Genomic DNA, 18,069 nt, shown 5'->3' with positions numbered 1-18,069 from the left:
GGCGTTACCCGCCTTGCTCGGTTTCCGCCTGAAAGGAGCCGTATTCGATGCTTTCCCACGTATTCATCGGCGTCAACGATTTCGAGCGGGCGTTTGCCTTCTATTCGGCGGTGCTTGCCGAATTGGGACTCGTGCTGAAGTTTCGCGAGGACGACAGGCCCTGGGCGGGATGGATGAAGCCGGGCGTCGCGCGACCGCTGTTTCTCGTCGGCAAGCCGTTCGACGGCGCGCCTGCCGTTGCGGGCAATGGGCATATGGTCGCGCTGCTGGCGGCCGACCGTCTCGCCGTCGATCGCGTGCACGCGACGGCGCTCGCGCATGGCGCTATGTGTGAAGGTCCGCCAGGGCTGCGCCCCGAATATCACGCGAACTACTACGGCGCCTACTTCCGCGATCTCGACGGCAACAAGCTTTGCGTGTGCTGCCACGACGCGGCGTGACAGCATCACTTCGTGCGCCGTTTCAGTTCGTCGTCACGTACTTCGGGACGGCGCGTTGCGGCTGCGGCGGCACAACGGGGTCCAGCGTGCCGCGCATGCGCTTCACTTCATCGACGGGACTCAGACCGAACAGACGCTTGAATTCACGGCTGAACTGCGACGCGCTTTCATAGCCGACGCGCGCCGCCGCCGCGCCCGCGTTCAGCCCGTCCTGGACCATCAAGAGACGCGCGTGATGCAGACGCGTCGTCTTCACATACTGCATCGGCGAAGTCGACGTGACGTTCTTGAACTGCGCGTGAAAGACCGCGAGGCTCATGCCCGATTCGCGCGCCAGCGTCTCGACGTCGAGATCGCCGTCGTATTCGGTGTGAATGCGGCGCAACGCCTTCGCGATACGGCCGAAGTGATGCTGGTGCGTGAGCGCCGCGCGTATCGCGTTGCCCTGCACGCCCGTCAGCACGCGATAGCAGATCTCGCGCACGATCGACGGCGCGAGAATGCGGGCGTCGACGGGCGACACCAGCGCTTCGAGCAGGCGCAGCACGGCGTCGCCTAGCGGCTGGTCGAGTGGCGTCGAGTAAATGCCGCGCGGCTCGGTGTCGACGGCGCCGTGCGTTTCGTTGAGCAGCATCAGCAGTTCGGCGACCATCGTCAGATCGACGCGAACCGAAATGCCGAGGAACGGCTCATCGACGCTCGCCTCCGTCTCGCACTCGAACGGCAGCGGCACGGACAGCACGAGATACTGCTGCGCGTCATAGATGTACGCGTGATCGCCGAGATAGCCGCGCTTGCGGCCCTGACAGACGATCACGATGCTCGGCTCGTACATCACGGGGCGGCGCGGCATGGGGTGATTCGCGCGCAGGAACTTGACGCCTTCGAGCGGCGCATCCGTCATGCCCTCGGCGGGCGCGAGCGTGCGCAGCAATTCGACCATCCGCTGCTGCGGCGAGCGCTCCGCGAGCGGCGCGCTATTTGAAAGTTTTGTGTCGGACATGATGAAATCCATTCGGCGAAAACATGTGCCGCCAGAGAATATGGCTTGAAATCTAGCATTAAATGGCCTACGGCGGACGGCTCCAGGAGAAATAGGCAAGCCTTCAAGATGTTCAGGTATTCCCTGGGGGGCGCCCGGTCCCTAACATGGGAACCCTGTCGCAAAGCCCGCTTCCTGTCCGCGACACACCGTCCGGCGCCTCGCACGAGGCCTGCCAACCCTGCGTTGCCGCTTGCATGCATCGCTTACGCCCATCGGACGGACCTCACGGCGGACATTCCGCGTGCCTCGGCGCACGACAGATTCAACCGCCGCGCGAGCATGCTGCGCGGCGCCTCGCGCAATTGCATCTACAAGCTGGAGCCCTCATGTCCACGACCTACGCCTATGCCGCAACCGACGCGCAATCGAAACTCGCGCCGTTCGAATTTCAGCGTCGCGACCTGCGCGAACACGATGTACAGATGGAAGTCCTGTTTTGCGGGGTCTGTCATTCGGACCTGCACCAGGCACGCAACGAATGGAAGAACACGATTTTCCCTGTCGTCCCGGGCCATGAGATCGTCGGCCGCGTGACGAACGTTGGGTCGCAAGTATCGAAGTACAAGGTCGGTCAACTGGTCGGCGTCGGTTGTCTGGTCGATTCGTGCCGCACGTGCCCGAGTTGCCAGGAAGGCCTCGAACAGTATTGCGAGAACGGCTTTGTCGGCACGTACAACGGCAACGACAGGCAGACGGGCGCCGTGACGTACGGTGGCTATTCGACGCAACTCGTCGTCGATGAAGAATTCGTGCTGCGCGTGCCGGAGAACCTCGACCCGGCTGGCGTCGCGCCGCTGCTATGTGCGGGCATCACGCTGTACTCGCCGCTGCGCACGTGGGGCGCGGGGCCGGGCAAGAAGGTTGGCATCGTCGGACTGGGCGGCCTCGGCCACATGGGCGTGAAGATCGCACACGCGATGGGCGCGCATGTCGTGCTGTTCACGACGTCGGCATCGAAGATCGAAGACGCGAAGCGCCTCGGCGCGGATGAAGTGGTGATCTCGAAGAACCCGGCGGAGATGGAAGCGCATCTGAACAGCTTCGATCTGATCGTCAACACGGTCGCGGCGCAGCACGATCTGAATCCGTTCATCAACCTGTTGAAGCGCGATGGGACGCTGACGCTGGTGGGTGCGCCGGAGCACGATCATCCGTCGCCGCAGGTGTTCAATCTGATCATGAAGCGCCGTCGTCTGGCGGGATCGCTGATCGGCGGCATTGCCGAGACGCAGGAAATGCTGGACTTCTGCGGCAAGCATGGCATCACGTCTGACATCGAGATGATTCAGATGCAGCAGATCAATGAAGCATATGAGCGCATGTTGAAGAGCGATGTGAAGTACCGCTTCGTCATCGATCTCGACTCGCTCCGCAAGTAACGGGCAGCAGGACCCAACCGCTTTACCCCCTCCCTCCAGGCCGCGCAGGACGGCGGCCTGTCCCTGCTTCCCGCCTCGCATCAGTCATTGCATGTGCAGTATCGGCGCGCCTCCCTACCGGGACGGGGTGTGCCGTGGTGTTTTCCGCTCGTTGTCTTTTTCTGGAATGTCCCGTTTTTGGAGAGTTCCGTGATCGATCGTATCCAGGCGATGCGCACGTTCATGCGTATCGTCGATACCAATAGCTTTACACGCGCTGCCGAGTCTCTGGAGATTCCGCGCGCGACGGCAACAACGATTGTTCAGAATCTGGAAGCGCTGCTGGGCACGACGTTGCTCGTGCGTACGACGCGGCGGTTGAGTCTTACGCCTGAAGGCGCTGCATATTACGAGCGCTGCTCGCAGATTCTTGCTGATATCGATGAGATGGAAGCGACGCTTCGTCAGACACTCGATAATCCGAGTGGGCGTTTGCGGGTGGAGATGCCTGGGGCCGTTGCGACTTCGATCGTGCTGCCTGCGCTTGATGATTTTCATGAGCGTTATCCGGGGATCGACCTCGCGATTGGTGTGAGTCATCGCAATGTGGATCTTGTCGGCGAGGCTGTTGATTGCAGTATTCAGCTTGGTGAATTGCCGGATTCAGGGCTGGCTGCGAAGCGGCTCGGGACGCTGGAGCATGTGACGTGTGCTAGTCCGGCTTATCTTGAGCGATATGGGACGCCTGAGAGTCTTGATGATCTTTCCGGGCATGTCGCCGTGAACTGTATGTCGATGATTACCGGGCGTGCTGTGGACTTTGATTTTGATGTGGGTGGGAGTCCGCTTACTGTTAAGGTCGATGGGTTTATCAAAGTCAGCGATGAGCATGCTTATCTGACTTGCGGGCTGCAAGGGCTTGGGCTGATTCAGCCAGCAAGGATTGCTGCGCAGGCTCTATTGGACAAAGGGTTGCTGCGCGAGGTTTTGCCGCAGTGGAAGCCTGTCGCGATGCCGGTTTCGGTGGCTTATGTGAAGGGGCGGCGGGTGTCGCCGCGAGTCAGGGCGTTTGTTGATTGGCTCGCTGAACTGTTTGAACACCAAGGGCATGTTGAGGCGGATTTGTCGCGGGTGAGGATGTTGATTCGGGGTGGGTTGCATGCAGCGTGACGGCGCCCTGTACTTCGCAACACTTTTTTTCAATCCGCTCTCCACTCGATGCTAAAAGCCTGATCTCCAATCAAAAAGAAGGAGATCGGCTCTATGGCAATCCCATTGCATCTTTGGCTGAAAGATGAACGCGGGGCGGAAATCCGCGGATCGAGTCAGGTAGCTGGACGTGAAGGAAGCATCGAAGTACTGAGCCTCACGCATGGCATGCACGCGGGTACCGATCACTCGACCGGCAAGCTGATTGGCGGTCGGACGCACCGCCCGCTAACCATAGAAAAGGAGCTTGATCGTTCTTCAACGCTGCTCTACGTGGCAATCGCACGTGGTGCGACCTTGCAATCAGCCGAGCTCAAGTGGTATCGCATCAACGATGCAGGGCACGAAGAAGAGTACTTCAACATCTTGCTGCAACAGGTGAAGGTCGTCTCGGTCACACCGGAATTACTCAATATTAAGGAGCAGACTTCAGCCCACCACAATCACTTTGAAGCGGTCGAATTCCGTTACGAGGAAATCACGTGGTGTTATCTCGACGGAAATCTGAAGTTCAAAGATGCGTGGAACCTGCTTTGAGGGAGACGACGCAATGCCCGTGCACTGTACGTTCTCACTCAATAATCAGGACACGTCGGATCTCTACCGTTCCGGATACGGCACGGTCAAAGCATTTTCCGGTGCGGGGCGTGGGCGTGACAATGCGGATGCAACTGCAATGCCCGATGTCGGCCCTTTGCCGCGCGGAACCTACTACATCGTCGACCGGCAGTCGGGTGGGATGATGGGATGGTTATACGATTGGGCGGGCGAACACGGAATCGGCACGACAGACCGCTCCAAATGGTTCATGCTCTGGAATCCGAGCGGCGGCGACACGACGAACATCAATGGAATCAAACGAGGTTCGTTCCGGCTGCACCCCAGAGGTCCGCTCGGTCTGAGTCACGGTTGCGTAACCGTCCTGTATCCGGCCGACTTTGAATCGCTCGCGCGATATATTCGCGCGCGGCCGCCCGAGCTTCCTGTGCCGGGCGCGGCATTCCGCGCGTACGGCACACTGGAGGTCTGGTGAGACGACTGCTGTCTATCGCAATCTTTTTCGCCTGTACCTGTGCCGGCGGCTGGTTGCTGGCGTGCATCGCCACATCGTTTCCGTTCGAGATGCCGGTGTTCCTGTACCACTTCATCCGTCGCTCGATAGCTATCAGCGGCTTTGACAAACTGGACAATCCTGAGGACATTCAAACCCTTGGTCTGTTATGCCTGATCGCGACGTGCTGGGTATTCGCCGCTCTCACGACATGGATTGTCATGCTATTCATTCGCCGCCTACAAAGACCTCCGCATCGACGTTGACATCACGGGTCCCTCAATATCGGCGGCTTCGAATGTGCGAACGGGTGGAGCGCGACGCCCGGGTTCAGGTCAACCCGGGCACTCATCGTGTTCATCTGCGCTTTGACGCCCTCTTCTCACCCGCGCCTCCCCCACAACTCTAGCCAGAGCATCCGGACTCATCCGCGCCGCAACACCCCTCACATACTCATGATGCCTGGCATCGAGCGCCGCCTCGAGATACTGCGCCTGCAGATAGCGAATCAAAGCAATCCGCCGATGCCCAAGCGCAATACTCTGCTCGAGCAGCGCAACAGCCGCATCGGCATCTCCAGCCGCATACGCACGCTTGACCAGTTCGGACGTTTGCGCACGCGACATATCAACCGTTCAGCCCAAAGCCGAAGCCGCATGCGCTTCAAAATCGCCCCGCGTCCAGTCCAGCTCAACCCCGATCCGCTTCGTGCCCTCACGAATCTTGGGCTTATGCAAAGCCAGCGTAATAGCCTCGAGCGCAGGCCACTCGGCAAACGAAAGCAGAGCAATCTCGACAGCAAGCGTCTCCAGCATCCGGGTATGCGGCTTAACGGAAAGAAACTCACTCACGCGATTGCAATACCGCTCATAGTCGATCATCGCGTGCGCGCCCTCCTCCGAAGGCTCGCAGCGATAAGAAAGACTCGCATCCATCACAACAGGCTGTGCCGCAAGATGCTCATGCGCATGAATACCAATTCGCGTCGCCACGACAAGCTCATCGATAAACACACGCCAGCCCTTGCCTCTAGCCGCGCCACGCGCATCAGAAGCAGCACGCATATAAGCCGTCAACGGCTCCTCGAACGGCTTCACGACAGCAGCGGCTCAGCCGCATCGAGCATGATACGAACGAAGTAATCGGCGAAACTGCGACGCACGACGATCTCATACGTATCATCCGCAACCGGCACGAGCACGATCGACGCCTTGAAGTAATGGCTCTGCGCGCACTGCCCCGGCGCAAGAATGCGCGGATGCAGATCCAGCGGACAGCCGCGCGCAATCACATCACGCACCTTCTCGCCGCTCACTTCGAGCACCGTCCAGCCGCTGCCGATATCCACTGCCGAAGCAAACTGCCCTTGCAGCGCTTCGACCAGTTTGTCCTCGGCAACAGGCGCCTGAGGTTGCTGCGAGCGCACGAGCCATTCATCGGGCCCGAGCCACAGCACGTCATAGCCATTGCCGCGCGCCACGGTATTGGGCTTCGCCGGCGGACGGCAACCCGTCACGCTTTCGACTGCGCTGAGAAACCCGGCATCACCCACATCGCCACGCAGATTCACGAGATCGCAAAACGCCTTCTCACGCAGATGAAATTTCTTCGACGGCGCCGCCACGTGCTTCTTCACCAGATCGCCCAAACCAGCCAGCGGCGACTCCTGCCACGGTTGTCCCGCCACCCGGTTCGCGACAGCCGACGTTGCGCCCGGTGCATTGTTCCTTGCTTCATTCCACATGTTGACGCACTCCTTCGGTGTCGTAGAAAACGGGGCTGGCGATCTTCGCGGCGATCTGCTTGCCGCTAGCAAGCGGAATCGTCACGTTTTGCCCCATCTTGTTCAGGCCGCCCTTGACCACGGCGAGCGCAATCGAACGGTTCAGAATCGGGCTGTAGTAGCTCGACGTCACGTGTCCAAGCATCGGCGCGGTATCGCCCTGGAACGGACCGGCGACAATCTGGCTGCCTTCGGGAAGCACCAGTTGCGGATCGTCGGTGAGCAGGCCGACGAACTGTTTGCGCCCATCCTTCGCGGTATCCGACCGTGCGAGCGAACGACGTCCGAGGAAATCCTTCGTCTTCGCGACCAGTCCTCCCATGCCGAGATCGTGCGGCGTAACCGAGCCATCCGTATCCTGGCCGACGATGATGTAGCCCTTCTCCGCGCGCAGCACGTGCATCGTTTCCGTGCCGTACGGCGTGATGTCGAACTCGGCGCCCGCAGCCATCAGCGCTTCCCACACCGCGCGGCCCATGTTCGCCGGCACGTTCACTTCGTAGGCAAGCTCGCCCGAGAAGCTGATCCGCATCACGCGCGCCTTCACGCCTGCGACCGTACCGTTGCGATACGACATGAACGGGAACGCCTCGTTGGCGAAGTCGATGTCGCTGCAAATCTTCTGCACGACCTTGCGGCTCTTCGGACCGACCACGGCGAACGTCGCCCAGTGATCCGTCACCGACGCGAGGCGCACCTTCATGTCCGGCCACTCGGTTTGCAGCCAGCGTTCCATCCACGTCAGCACGCGTGCCGCGCCGCCCGTCGTGGTGGTCATCATGAAGTGCTGGTCGGCGAGGCGCACGGTCACGCCGTCGTCGAACACCATGCCGTTTTCATCGAGCATCAGGCCGTAGCGGCACTTGCCGACTTCGAGCTTGGTCCATGGATTCGTGTACATCCAGTTCAGCAGCTTCGCCGCATCGGGGCCCTGAATGTCGATCTTGCCGAGCGTCGACGCATCGAGAATGCCGACGCTGTTGCGCACCGCGAGACATTCGCGCTTCACGGCCGCATGCAGATCTTCACCGCTCTTCGGGAAGTACCAAGGGCGCTTCCAGTTGCCGACGTCCTCGAACATCGCGCCGTTCTCGACGTGCCATTCGTGCACGGCCGTCTTGCGGATCGGATCGAGCAGATCACCCAGTTCGCGGCCCGCGAAGGTGCCGAAGCTCACGGGCGTGTAGTTCGGGCGGAACGTCGTCGTGCCCGTTTCGGGAATCGTCTTGCCGAGTGCATCGGCGAGAATCGCCATGCCGTTGATGTTGCCGAGCTTGCCCTGATCGGTGCCGAAGCCCATCGCCGTATAACGCTTCACGTGTTCGACGGATTCGAAGCCTTCGCGCGCCGCCAGCAGAATGTCCGCTGCCGACACGTCGTTCTGGAAATCGACGAACTGCTTCGGGCCGCGCGCCGCTTCCGCGCGGCTGCCGACCAGCCACAACGGCTGCAACGGCGACTCGGCGACTTCCGCAGCCTGCGGTACTTGCGGACGTGTGACCGCATAACCGATCGACTTCACTGCTTCGACGCCAGCATCGACGGCGAGACGCAGACCGCGCGCCAGGCTGAATTCGCCCGCTGCCGCGCCGATGCTCGTTTCCGGCTGCATGCCCTTGCCCGGCACGAAGCACACCTTCGTGTCGTTCCAGTGCGCCTTGCCGCCCGACTGCGCGAACAGATGCAGCACAGGGCTGTAGCCGCCCGACATCGCGACGAGATCGCAAGGCAGGTCAGCCTGCTTCGCGCCCGTCTTGCCGTTCGCATATGCGACCACTTCGACCGACGTGACGCGCAGCTTGCCATGCGCCGTCATCACGGCCGCGTTGTTGAGGATCTTCACGCCATGACGCCGCGCCGCTGCCTGCAACGCGCCGCTGCCCTGGGCACGCGGATCGACGACTGTCACGCTCGCGCCGCACGCCTTCATGTCGAGCGCGCACTGATAGCCCGCGTCGTTGTTCGTGAACACGACGGCATTGCGGCCCGGCAGCACGCCAAAACGATGGATATAAGTCGAAACCGCCGACGCCATCATCACGCCCGGCAGATCGTTGTTGCCGAACACGATGGGACGCTCGTGCGCGCCCGTCGCGAGAATCACACGCTTGGCGCGGATCTTCCACAGCAGTTCGCGCGTGCCCTTGCGCATCGACACGGGCAGATGATCCGTCAGACGCTGCGTCACCGTAACGAGGTTGTGGTCCTGATAGCCGAACGCCGTGCTGCGCGAGAGGATCGTCACATCGGGCATGCGCGACAGTTCCGCTTCGATCTTCTCGACCCAGCTCAGCGCCGCGCGTCCGTCGATCTCCGTCTTGCCCGACAGCAGGCTGCCGCCAAGCTCGCGCTGATCGTCGACGAGAATCACGCGCGCGCCGCTTACGGCCGCCGCGTGTGCCGCAGCAAGACCCGTCGGGCCGCCGCCGACCACCAGCACGTCGCAATGCGCGTAACACTTGTCGTAGCGATCGGCGTCGAGCACTTCGGGCGACTTGCCCAGACCCGCCGCTTCACGAATTTTCTCTTCGTACTTCGGCCAGAACTTTGCCGGCCACATGAACGTCTTGTAGTAGAAGCCGGCGGGCATGAAGCGCGCGAACTTCTGGTTGATCGCCATGCGGTCATGCTCGAGATTCGGCTCGGCATTCACACTGGTCGCGACCAGTCCCTGATACAGCTCGATTTCCGTCGCGCGCGCATTCGGCACCGTGTATGCGCCGCGCTCCAGTTGCACGACGGCATTCGGTTCTGCAACGTCAGCCGTGACGATGCCACGCGGGCGGTGATACTTGAAGCTGCGCGCGACGAAGTGCACGCCGTTCGCGAGCAGCGCCGAGGCGAGCGTGTCGCCCTGAAAGCCCTGATACGTGCGTCCGTTGAACGTGAAGGTCAGCGGAATCGCGCGGTTGATGCGCCCACCGGCGCCGAGGCGGTTCTTCTGGCTCATTGCTTGTTGCCCTCTTGTGCGTCGGCGGACGTGTTGCCCATCTTGAACGTTTCGTAGCCTTGAATCTGATACGAGACGGTGTCGCGCGTCGCCATGAACCAACGGCGGCAGCCCTGCGTGTGCATCCATTGCTCGCGATGCACGCCGCGCGGGTTCTTGCGCATGAACAGGTACTCGCCCCATTCGCGGTCGGTGAGCTTGTCGGTGTCGAGCGGACGTGCAATATCGGCTTCGCCGCCGCAGCTAAATTCGGATTCGGCGCGCGGACCGCACCACGGGCATTCGATTGTCAGCATGATGGTTTCCAGGAAAATGCGGTCAGTGGGCCACGGCAGCCGCGCCGTGTTCGTCGATCAGATGGCCGGTATAGAAGCGGTCCAGCGAGAACGCCGCGTTCAGCGGATGCGGTTCGTCGTTGGCGATGGTGTGCGCGAACACCCAGCCCGAGCCCGGCGTCGCCTTGAAGCCGCCCGTGCCCCAGCCGCAGTTGAAGTACAGGCCCTTCACGTCGGTCTTGCTGATGATCGGGCACGCATCCGGCGACACGTCGACGATGCCACCCCACTGGCGGTTCATGCGCACACGCGAGAACACCGGGAACATTTCGACGATGGCCTGCAGCGTGCCTTCGATAATGTGGAAGCTGCCGCGCTGCCCAAAGCCCGTGTACTGATCGACGCCCGCGCCGATCACCAGATCGCCCTTGTCGGACTGGCTGATGTACGCGTGCACCGCGTTCGACATGATCACCGAGTTGACCACGGGCTTGATCGGCTCGGACACCAGTGCCTGCAGCGGATGGCTTTCGAGCGGCAGACGGATGCCCGCCATGTCGGCGAGCGTCGTCGTGTTGCCGGCTGCGACGACGGCGACCTTCTTCGCCTTGATGAAACCCTTCACCGTATCGACGCCCGTCACGCGGCCGCCGTCACGGCGAATGCCCGTCACCTGGCAGTTCTGGATGATGTCGACGCCTGCCTGATCCGCGCCGCGTGCAAAGCCCCACGCAACGGCATCGTGACGCGCGACGCCCGCACGACGTTGAATCGATGCGCCGAGCACGGGATAACGGCTATTCAGGTTGATCGTCGGCTCGATTTCCTTGATCTGCTCGGGCGTCAGGAATTCGGCATCGACGCCGTTCAGCCGGTTCGCATTCACGCGGCGCTCGGTGTCGCGCACGTCCTGCAGCGTGTGCGCGAGATTCAGCACGCCGCGCTGCGAGAACATCACGTTGTAGTTGAGATCTTGCGACAAGCCTTCCCACAGCTTCATCGCCTTCTCGTACAACGCCGCCGATTCGTCCCACAGATAGTTCGAACGCACGATCGTCGTGTTACGCGCCGTATTGCCGCCACCGATCCAGCCCTTCTCCAGAATCGCGACGTTCTTCACGCCGTGTTCTTTCGCGAGGTAATACGCCGTCGCAAGACCGTGCCCGCCGCCACCGACGATCACGACGTCATATTCCTTTTTCGGTTCCGGGCTTCTCCACTGTCGCTCCCAGTTCTCGTGATACGACAACCCGTTGCGGAACAGACTGAATATCGAATAGCGGCTCATCGTGCAGACCCCTTGTTACTCGTTACCATTAACATTCGATGACGTTCACGGCGAGACCACCGCGCGACGTCTCCTTGTATTTCGTTTTCATATCGGCGCCTGTTTCGCGCATCGTCTTGATGACGTTGTCGAGCGTCACGTAGTGCTGGCCGTCGCCCTTCAACGCCATCCGCGATGCGTTCAGCGCCTTGATCGCGCCCATTGCGTTGCGCTCGATGCACGGAATCTGCACCAGGCCGCCGACCGGGTCGCAGGTCATGCCGAGGTTGTGTTCCATGCCGATTTCAGCGGCGTTCTCGACTTGCGACGGCGTGCCGCCCATCACGGCCGCGAGCGCCGCTGCAGCCATTGAACACGCGACGCCCACTTCGCCCTGGCAGCCCACTTCCGCACCCGAGATCGACGCCGTTTCCTTGTAGATGATGCCGATGGCGGCCGCCGTCAAAAGGAAGTCGATGATGCCGTTTTCGTTCGAGCCCGGCACGAACTTCACGTAGTAGTGCAGCACGGCGGGAATCACGCCCGCTGCGCCGTTGGTCGGCGCGGTTACGACGCGGCCGCCGGCGGCGTTCTCTTCGTTGACGGCCATCGCATAGAGGTTGACCCAGTCGAGCATCGACAGCGGATCGCGCAGCGACTCTTCCGAACGCGTGCGCAGTTGCACCGTGAGATCGGCGGCGCGGCGCTTCACGCGCATCGGACCGGGCAGTTCGCCATGCATCTTGCACCCGCGTTCGACACAGGCGGCCATCGTGCGCCAGATCGTCAGCAGGCCTTCGCGCACGTCTTCCGGAGCGCGCGATGCGCATTCGTTGGCGAACGTCACCTGCGCGACGGACAGGCCGCTTTCACAGCACACGCGCATCAGATCGTCGCCGGTGCGGAACGGATACGGCACTTCGCCGCCCGCACGCACGCCGTTGACACGGTCGCCTTCGCGGTTCACGACGAAGCCGCCGCCGACCGAGTAATACTCTTTCTCGACCAGCAGCTGGCCGTTCTCGTCGAAGGCCTGGAAGCGCATGCCGTTCGGATGCACGACGCTGCCCGTGCCGCTCATCAGACGGCGGAAGAACGCGATGTGCTCCTTCTCTTCGAAGCCGACCTCGTGCTTGCCGAGCAGCGACAGGCGCTTACCCTTGCGGATATCGACGAGGCGCGGTTCGATCAGGTCGGGGTCGATGGTATCGGGCAGATGGCCTTCGAGGCCGAGCAGCACGGCCTTATCGGTGCCGTGGCCCTTGCCCGTCGCGCCGAGCGAGCCGTACAGCTCGACTTTTACGCGGCGCACGAACGCGAGCAGGTTCGCGTCCTCGATATGGGAAGCGAAGCGGCAGGCGGCGATCATCGGGCCGACTGTGTGCGAACTCGATGGGCCGATGCCGATCTTGAACAGGTCGAAAACGCTGACGTTCATGGAAACCTTGCTCAGGTAGGTGGGCGGAAATGCGTGAACTCCGCAGTGACGCCAGTACACCAAAGCGTAAAATCCGCCGATAGAACAAAAACGGCATCGACGTGGGATGGCGACGCCAGATGGCGCCCGGACTTCGTTTCTCCGCAACTCGGTGACGGAAAAACGCAAGTCCGGGCGCCCGGTCGATCCGCCGGAGCCCAAGCCACGCGGGGATGAACGCGCTTCGCATCTGCGCAAGTCGGTGTCGGAAAAGGACAAGAGCGGCGGGCACGAATCGGCGACGCTAGGGTTATCCCGCGTGCGGGCGCGTTTGGGTTTCGCTTTTTTGTTATCAGTCGATTGAACTTGCCGGACCACTGCGCCATCGCGCCATGACCATCGTTGATTCACTACCGTTGACTTCCATCGATGCGCTGCCCAAAGAGCGCATCCGCTTCGGCATCATCCTGCTGCCGAACTTCACGCTGACGGCGTTTTCCGGCTTCGTCGACATGCTGCGTCTATCCGCCGACGAAGGCGATTACAGCAAGCCCGTGCGCTGCTCGTGGAGCGTGATCGGCGACACGCTCGCGCCCGTGCGCGCGAGTTGCGGCATCCAGATCACGCCGTGGGAAACCTTCGCCGACGCGGAGCCGTTCGACTATGTAGTCGTCGTCGGCGGGCTGTTGCATTCGGGGCCGCAGGCGAACGACGAAACCTTGCAGTTCATCCGCGCAGCGGCGCGCGGGAACACGACGCTGGTCGGCATCTGCACGGGTGTGTTCGCGTTGATGCGCGCGGGCGTGCTCGACGAGCACCGGATTTGCGTGAGCTGGTTTCACTACTGGGATTTCGTCGAGCGCTTTCCTTCCGTCAATTCGGATGCGTTGATCGCGGACCGGCTGTTCGTGATCGACCGTCGACGGATTACGTGCTCGGGCGGACGGGCTTCGATCGATGTGGCGGCGGCGATTCTGCTGCGTCACTTCGAAACGGCGACCGTGCAGAAGGCGCTGCGGATTTTGCTGGTCGGGGAGATGCAGAAGGGGAATGCGCCGCAGCCTCATCCGCCGGGGCTGGAGCCGGCGACGCATCCGAAGGTCAAGCGCGCGATTTTGTTGATGGAGCAACATGTCGGGCGTACGTTGCCTTTGGAAGAACTGGCTTGCAAGCTCGATCTTTCGCCGCGGCAGTTGGAGCGGTTGTTCAAGGCCGAGACGGGGAAGAGTCCGCAGGCGTTTGCGAAGCAGGTTCGGTTGAGAACGGCAGCGTGGCTACTGACGAGTTCGGACAGGACGGTCGCGGATATTGCTTCGAGTTGCGGGTTTTCTGATGCTTCGCATCTCGGACGTGAGTTCCGCAAAGAGTTTGGGATGCCTCCGGTGATGTTCAGAGAACAACGCGGGGGAACGCCGGTTGAGGGGGACGCGGCGGTGGCTTATGAGGAGACGTTTCCGGGGAGAGTGGATGTGTTTTGAGGGGGGGACGCCAGAACATCTCGCTTCGATTGGCGCTCCACAAAACACGCTCAACGCACTGCTCGCAGATGGCGCTTACCGCAGATATCCAGGCCTTAGTGCCTTACAACCTTCAAGCGCCTGAATGCTGACATCGTCGATGCCAAATCGATATTTGCAATATTCGGCAAAACGGGCTCTTTCAGACACCGACAACTGAGCGACCGCCATGTCATCCGATTCATTGGCAAATGGATCGTGAAATTCCACTATCAACGTGGGGTGGCGCTTCATGAAAAACGTCGTTTGCACTTCTTCGTCCAGATAGGTTCTAACGAAGCCTGTGTTCGCGATCACGAGCATGAAGATTCCGACAACGAGCACGCTCGGTAAGTACGTCCGCCAAACTTTCATGGTGCGTTCAGTCCTGTTGCTTTCCTCAACGCCTCGACTAGCGCCAGACCGACGTTACCGGGACAAATTTTCCCTTCGCCTGATTGTCCCGGAAACTCACGGTGTCCACCAAGCGTGTTAATGAAGAAGAACTCACACAGAATATCGATGAATATTCGCAGCGATCGTTGTTGCTGCTCAATTATTTCTGGACGCTGAACAAAGCCGATTCGATCCAGTAATGTACGAATCGCCGCGACCCCATCATTTCCCTCATGGGGTGTCGTCATATTTTCCAGCAAAACGATTCCAATTACCCCGGTATTGTAGTTGCGTACGCTCTCCCCCTTGAACCGAATATCGCGTCCTTCGAACACGTTGCCAAAACAATCCAGTGCATAGTGATAACCAATGTCGTCCATTGCCGCGACACTCCTTCTCATCTGCATTTCCTGGATTTCCTCTAGCTGCAGCGCGGCGGGTCCACATGAAAAACTTCGTCCAGCGTGATGAATTGCGATCTTGCTATAGCTCCAATCATCAACCATCCGCTCCGAGCGATTCTTGTGGGCGCCCCAATCTGATCGGGTCACGAAGTTCATGCCTTGGGAACGAACGAGATTGATGATGGCTTGTCGCGTCGCGGCGCGGTTGTTAACCTTGATTTCAACAGCTTGATCTTTGGTGTTGCCGATCGTAGAGCAAGCAGAAGTCCAATGTTCGACGTCGTACTCCGTTTGCACGATCAGTTTCCTTCGTTGTGCCTTAGAGGGCGTTTCGGCGAGGAATATATGGCGTGAATACTTACCGATTGTTCGCCATTCGTTTCAATCATCGCATATCCGCTTTCGTCTGTAATCCCAGCTTGCCGAATACCCGCTACATTCGCGATGAAACTTTGATTCACCAATCGCTCTCCGATGGTAGCATCACGCACCAGGAACCAGCAGGCTGCCTTTTCATTTCCTTTTTTCTCAGGTTTAGCCGCTGAAGTCAACGCTTCACCTCCGCTCGTAAAGAGAAAGGTCGATGTCGCACTGGCAAGTACAAAGTTCTTTCCACATGGACACATCACCCGGTCCAAATGTTTGACCATCGGGCGTCCATCGACCAGGCAATCATTCGCGGAACCGTAAATTGGGAAACCGCCCTTACAGTTTCCACATGTCGCCAAATCGCTTTTCAGCGCGTATGGGCGCTGTTTTTCGTCGAAGATGGTCGAAGTGCCACGGATAACGTGGCCGCCAGTCGTTGTCTGGTCGCCTGCTACGGCAATTCTCTGCATCAGAGGCTCTCCGCGCAAGCACTCAGGCTACGCTGCTCGGCGTGCGAACCGATGGCAACGAAAAAACATTTAAATTCATTAAGCATCGTTTTCTACATGATTCGGTATCCTTTTATTTTTTAACACAACATCTTCAACGAGGATAATCGACAAGAACCCGCCATATATGTAAAATGTCGTCAAAATTGATATCGATATCTAATCAAATGTGGTGGCCACATCTGTTTCTTATTCTGCATGACGACACGGGACCGCTGGAGACAAAAGGCGCACCGGGTCCGCCTCGCAAGCCTTACCACTCTTCCGAGCAGACCATATTCTTTCTAGCCATCATCACCGCCGAAGCCTTCTGATGATGGCTTTGCCCCACCTCCAAGCCGCTTCACGTTCATCGCAACGCGTAAAGCTGGTGAACCTGCCGCGCAACACACCGATCAACAGACGCTCATACGCTTCCACACTACTGCCCTGTATACCCCACGGGCGCCGTGTACTTCCCGGTAAACGCACTCACATTCGTCGACACAACATAAATCGGCGACTCTGTCAGCGTGAGGTTCACGACACCGTTCGCATAAGCAACGGACACGGGGTTCCCCATCATATCGATCACCGTTACATGGCCGCTCGCGCCAGGTGAATCCACCGTCAGTGCGTAACTCGTGCTGTAGGTCGAACTGTAAGTGCCCGACGACGTCGGCCAGTTCGCGTTGTTGTGGGTCCATAGCGCGGTGACGATGGGCCCGTTGTTCAACTGCTGGAACACGTAGCCATACACCATCGACGGCAATCCGTTTAGACGCCCCAATGTCTGCGTGCCATCGAGCACGCGAGTCAGCGCGGCGAATGCAAGCGCCATCGGTTTCGGGCTGACGTTGCTCGCGCCATACTGGCCCTGCGGATCGACGATATCGAAGAAACTCCCCTCGCCGACATCGACGGGATAATCCGCGCCATAGAAGAAATACGTGACCTGCGCACCCTCGCCCAGGACGATCAGATGCGCGCGCAGCGCGACGGCGGCCTGTCCGTATAGCTGATTCGCTGGCGGATAGCTGGGCCCATACGCGGCGCCCGCGTCATAGCTGATGCCGAGTTCGGTGACCCATAGCCGCATGTTCGGCTTGACCGTCTGCATTTGCGCACGCAATGAACGCATCTGCTGATCGAGAGCATTGGCGACATTGGCCGGGTTCGGATCGGTATCGTATTGCTCCGGCGGATGAGTGGCATAAGTGCCCGCGTTGTAATAGCCGTGCGTCGTGATGCCGTCGAGGTAGTTGCCGATACCGAGCGGCCCATAGGTCGCGAGATACCCCTGCGTGCACTGCGTCGGGCAATTGGCGGGGAAAACATTCGTCGTGCCCATGACAACGGCGTTGGGATCGGTCGAATGCAACCCTTTGTAGACGGCCGAGTACATCGCGACGAAGTTGGCCGTGGAATCCGTCCATTGCGGCTCCCATGTCACCTGGTAGTAGTTGTTCTGCTGACTGGGGAAGTACGCCTTTCTGATTGCATCGCTGTCGCTGCCGACACGCGCCATGTAGTTCTGGTAGTAGGTCAGGTTGGTCGGCGCATTGGTATCGTCCTGGAAGCCGCCTGTCGAACTGGCCCATGCGGGAATGCCATCGAGCCGGATCAGACGCATGATCTTTCCGTTCGTATAGAACGGGTCGAGATCCGATAGCGCCGGCGTCCACGTGTTCGCGCCGTTGGGTTCCATCGCGGACAGTTCGCGGTCGTCGATCGTCTGCGATACGCCGAGCGCGGCGAGCATCGGTCCGTTGTCGTTGAAGCCTTGCATGCCGAAGCGGTGCTGCTCCTGGTGTGCATAACTGACGGCGGGAATCGTACTGGACAGGTTCGGCAAGATGCCGAACGTTGCAATGCCTGTGGGACGCGTGCCCGCTTGAGGCAATGTGCCGCCCGCGCGCGAAAGCGTCGCCGTGATCGCGAAGTAGCCCGCGATGGATGCGGTGCACGACAGGGTGTTCGTCCGCTTGCCGCTCGAAACCGCGAACGAGCCGCTGCCCTTGATGTTGCCCAACTGATCCTGCATCGACCAGACGACGGTATCGGCGGAAGTCGCTGCCGTCACGAACGACACCTGGAATGCGCTGCCTTGATTGAACAGAC

The 18,069-nt window shown here is 60.2% G+C and carries 20 protein-coding genes and 1 pseudogene; 8 read left to right on the top strand and 13 right to left on the bottom strand.

Annotated features, from left to right (window positions below):
• The first annotated feature begins 47 nt into the window (after positions 1-47).
• Positions 48-440 (top strand): VOC family protein, encoded by a 393-nt coding sequence (locus H1204_RS19680; RefSeq protein ID WP_180732349.1) that lies wholly within the window; start codon positions 48-50, stop codon positions 438-440.
• 22 nt (positions 441-462) lie between these two features.
• Here the strand turns inward: H1204_RS19680 and H1204_RS19675 are convergent, their stop codons facing one another.
• Positions 463-1,443, bottom strand: coding sequence for an AraC family transcriptional regulator (locus tag H1204_RS19675; protein ID WP_180732348.1), 981 nt, complete (start codon positions 1,441-1,443; stop codon positions 463-465).
• A 368-nt stretch (positions 1,444-1,811) separates the two neighbouring features.
• Between H1204_RS19675 and H1204_RS19670 the strand changes: the two genes are divergently transcribed.
• The 5 genes from H1204_RS19670 to H1204_RS19650 all read left to right on the top strand — a co-directional run bounded on the left by H1204_RS19670 (position 1,812) and on the right by H1204_RS19650 (position 5,369).
• Positions 1,812-2,864, top strand: coding sequence for an NAD(P)-dependent alcohol dehydrogenase (locus H1204_RS19670; protein ID WP_180732347.1), 1,053 nt, complete (start codon positions 1,812-1,814; stop codon positions 2,862-2,864).
• 189 nt (positions 2,865-3,053) lie between these two features.
• The gene (locus H1204_RS19665; protein ID WP_180732346.1) at positions 3,054-4,013 is read left to right on the top strand and encodes a LysR family transcriptional regulator; all 960 of its coding nucleotides are present in this window, start codon (positions 3,054-3,056) and stop codon (positions 4,011-4,013) included.
• A gap of 93 nt (positions 4,014-4,106) precedes the next feature.
• Positions 4,107-4,589 (top strand): type VI secretion system tube protein TssD, encoded by a 483-nt coding sequence (tssD, locus tag H1204_RS19660; protein WP_180732345.1) that lies wholly within the window; start codon positions 4,107-4,109, stop codon positions 4,587-4,589.
• Between the two features lie 13 nt (positions 4,590-4,602).
• On the top strand, positions 4,603-5,085 hold the full coding sequence (locus H1204_RS19655) for a DUF2778 domain-containing protein (protein ID WP_180732344.1): 483 nt from the start codon (positions 4,603-4,605) through the stop codon (positions 5,083-5,085).
• Positions 5,082-5,369, top strand: a complete 288-nt coding sequence (locus H1204_RS19650; protein ID WP_180732343.1) for a hypothetical protein — start codon at positions 5,082-5,084, stop codon at positions 5,367-5,369. Before H1204_RS19655 ends, H1204_RS19650 begins: the two co-directional genes overlap by 4 nt.
• Positions 5,370-5,438: 69 nt before the next feature.
• Here the strand turns inward: H1204_RS19650 and H1204_RS19645 are convergent, their stop codons facing one another.
• Genes H1204_RS19645 through H1204_RS19615 form a run of 7 tightly spaced genes read right to left on the bottom strand, consistent with a single transcriptional unit; the run spans position 5,439 to position 12,816 of the window.
• Positions 5,439-5,729: a hypothetical protein gene (locus H1204_RS19645; RefSeq protein WP_180732342.1), complete on the bottom strand. Its 291-nt coding sequence runs from the start codon at positions 5,727-5,729 to the stop codon at positions 5,439-5,441.
• A gap of 9 nt (positions 5,730-5,738) precedes the next feature.
• The gene (locus H1204_RS19640) at positions 5,739-6,167 is read right to left on the bottom strand and encodes a dihydroneopterin aldolase (protein WP_180733232.1); all 429 of its coding nucleotides are present in this window, start codon (positions 6,165-6,167) and stop codon (positions 5,739-5,741) included.
• 29 nt (positions 6,168-6,196) lie between these two features.
• Positions 6,197-6,847, bottom strand: a complete 651-nt coding sequence (locus H1204_RS19635; protein WP_243468730.1) for a sarcosine oxidase subunit gamma — start codon at positions 6,845-6,847, stop codon at positions 6,197-6,199.
• Positions 6,837-9,836, bottom strand: coding sequence for a sarcosine oxidase subunit alpha family protein (locus tag H1204_RS19630; protein WP_180732341.1), 3,000 nt, complete (start codon positions 9,834-9,836; stop codon positions 6,837-6,839). The genes H1204_RS19635 and H1204_RS19630 overlap by 11 nt, the downstream gene beginning before the upstream one ends.
• Positions 9,833-10,132: a sarcosine oxidase subunit delta gene (locus tag H1204_RS19625; RefSeq protein WP_180732340.1), complete on the bottom strand. Its 300-nt coding sequence runs from the start codon at positions 10,130-10,132 to the stop codon at positions 9,833-9,835. The genes H1204_RS19630 and H1204_RS19625 overlap by 4 nt, the downstream gene beginning before the upstream one ends.
• Before the next feature lie 22 nt (positions 10,133-10,154).
• Complete coding sequence (locus H1204_RS19620; RefSeq protein WP_042313915.1) at positions 10,155-11,399, bottom strand: sarcosine oxidase subunit beta family protein; 1,245 nt, start codon at positions 11,397-11,399, stop codon at positions 10,155-10,157.
• A 28-nt stretch (positions 11,400-11,427) separates the two neighbouring features.
• Positions 11,428-12,816, bottom strand: a complete 1,389-nt coding sequence (locus H1204_RS19615; RefSeq protein WP_180732339.1) for an L-serine ammonia-lyase — start codon at positions 12,814-12,816, stop codon at positions 11,428-11,430.
• A 106-nt stretch (positions 12,817-12,922) separates the two neighbouring features.
• Here H1204_RS19615 and H1204_RS19610 point away from each other — a divergent pair, with 106 nt between their 5' ends.
• Positions 12,923-13,159 carry a hypothetical protein gene (locus H1204_RS19610; protein WP_180732338.1) on the top strand — a complete coding sequence of 79 codons (237 nt, stop codon included), beginning with the start codon at positions 12,923-12,925 and terminating at the stop codon, positions 13,157-13,159.
• Positions 13,160-13,187: 28 nt separating this feature from the next.
• The gene (locus H1204_RS19605; RefSeq protein WP_180732337.1) at positions 13,188-14,273 is read left to right on the top strand and encodes a GlxA family transcriptional regulator; all 1,086 of its coding nucleotides are present in this window, start codon (positions 13,188-13,190) and stop codon (positions 14,271-14,273) included.
• Positions 14,274-14,348: 75 nt separating this feature from the next.
• Here H1204_RS19605 and H1204_RS19600 read toward each other — a convergent pair whose 3' ends face one another.
• The 5 genes and pseudogenes from H1204_RS19600 to H1204_RS19580 form a co-directional block, all read right to left on the bottom strand.
• On the bottom strand, positions 14,349-14,615 hold the full coding sequence (locus tag H1204_RS19600) for a hypothetical protein (RefSeq protein ID WP_243468729.1): 267 nt from the start codon (positions 14,613-14,615) through the stop codon (positions 14,349-14,351).
• A gap of 47 nt (positions 14,616-14,662) precedes the next feature.
• Complete coding sequence (locus tag H1204_RS19595; protein ID WP_180732335.1) at positions 14,663-15,388, bottom strand: N-acetylmuramoyl-L-alanine amidase; 726 nt, start codon at positions 15,386-15,388, stop codon at positions 14,663-14,665.
• A 2-nt stretch (positions 15,389-15,390) separates the two neighbouring features.
• Entirely contained in the window at positions 15,391-15,930 is a 540-nt protein-coding gene (locus H1204_RS19590) for a PAAR domain-containing protein (RefSeq protein ID WP_180732334.1), read from the bottom strand.
• 292 nt (positions 15,931-16,222) lie between these two features.
• Positions 16,223-16,386, bottom strand: a pseudogene (locus H1204_RS19585) (glucose-6-phosphate dehydrogenase); the annotation flags it as partial.
• Positions 16,387-16,390: 4 nt separating this feature from the next.
• On the bottom strand, positions 16,391-18,031 hold the full coding sequence (locus H1204_RS19580) for a hypothetical protein (protein ID WP_180732332.1): 1,641 nt from the start codon (positions 18,029-18,031) through the stop codon (positions 16,391-16,393).
• Positions 18,032-18,069 lie beyond the last annotated feature (38 nt).

Origin of the sequence: Paraburkholderia sp. PGU19, from assembly GCF_013426915.1 — a bacterium.
GTDB lineage: Bacteria > Pseudomonadota > Gammaproteobacteria > Burkholderiales > Burkholderiaceae > Paraburkholderia.
Note: the sequence above shows the minus strand (reverse complement) of the source record. Positions and strands in the feature narration are given on the sequence as shown.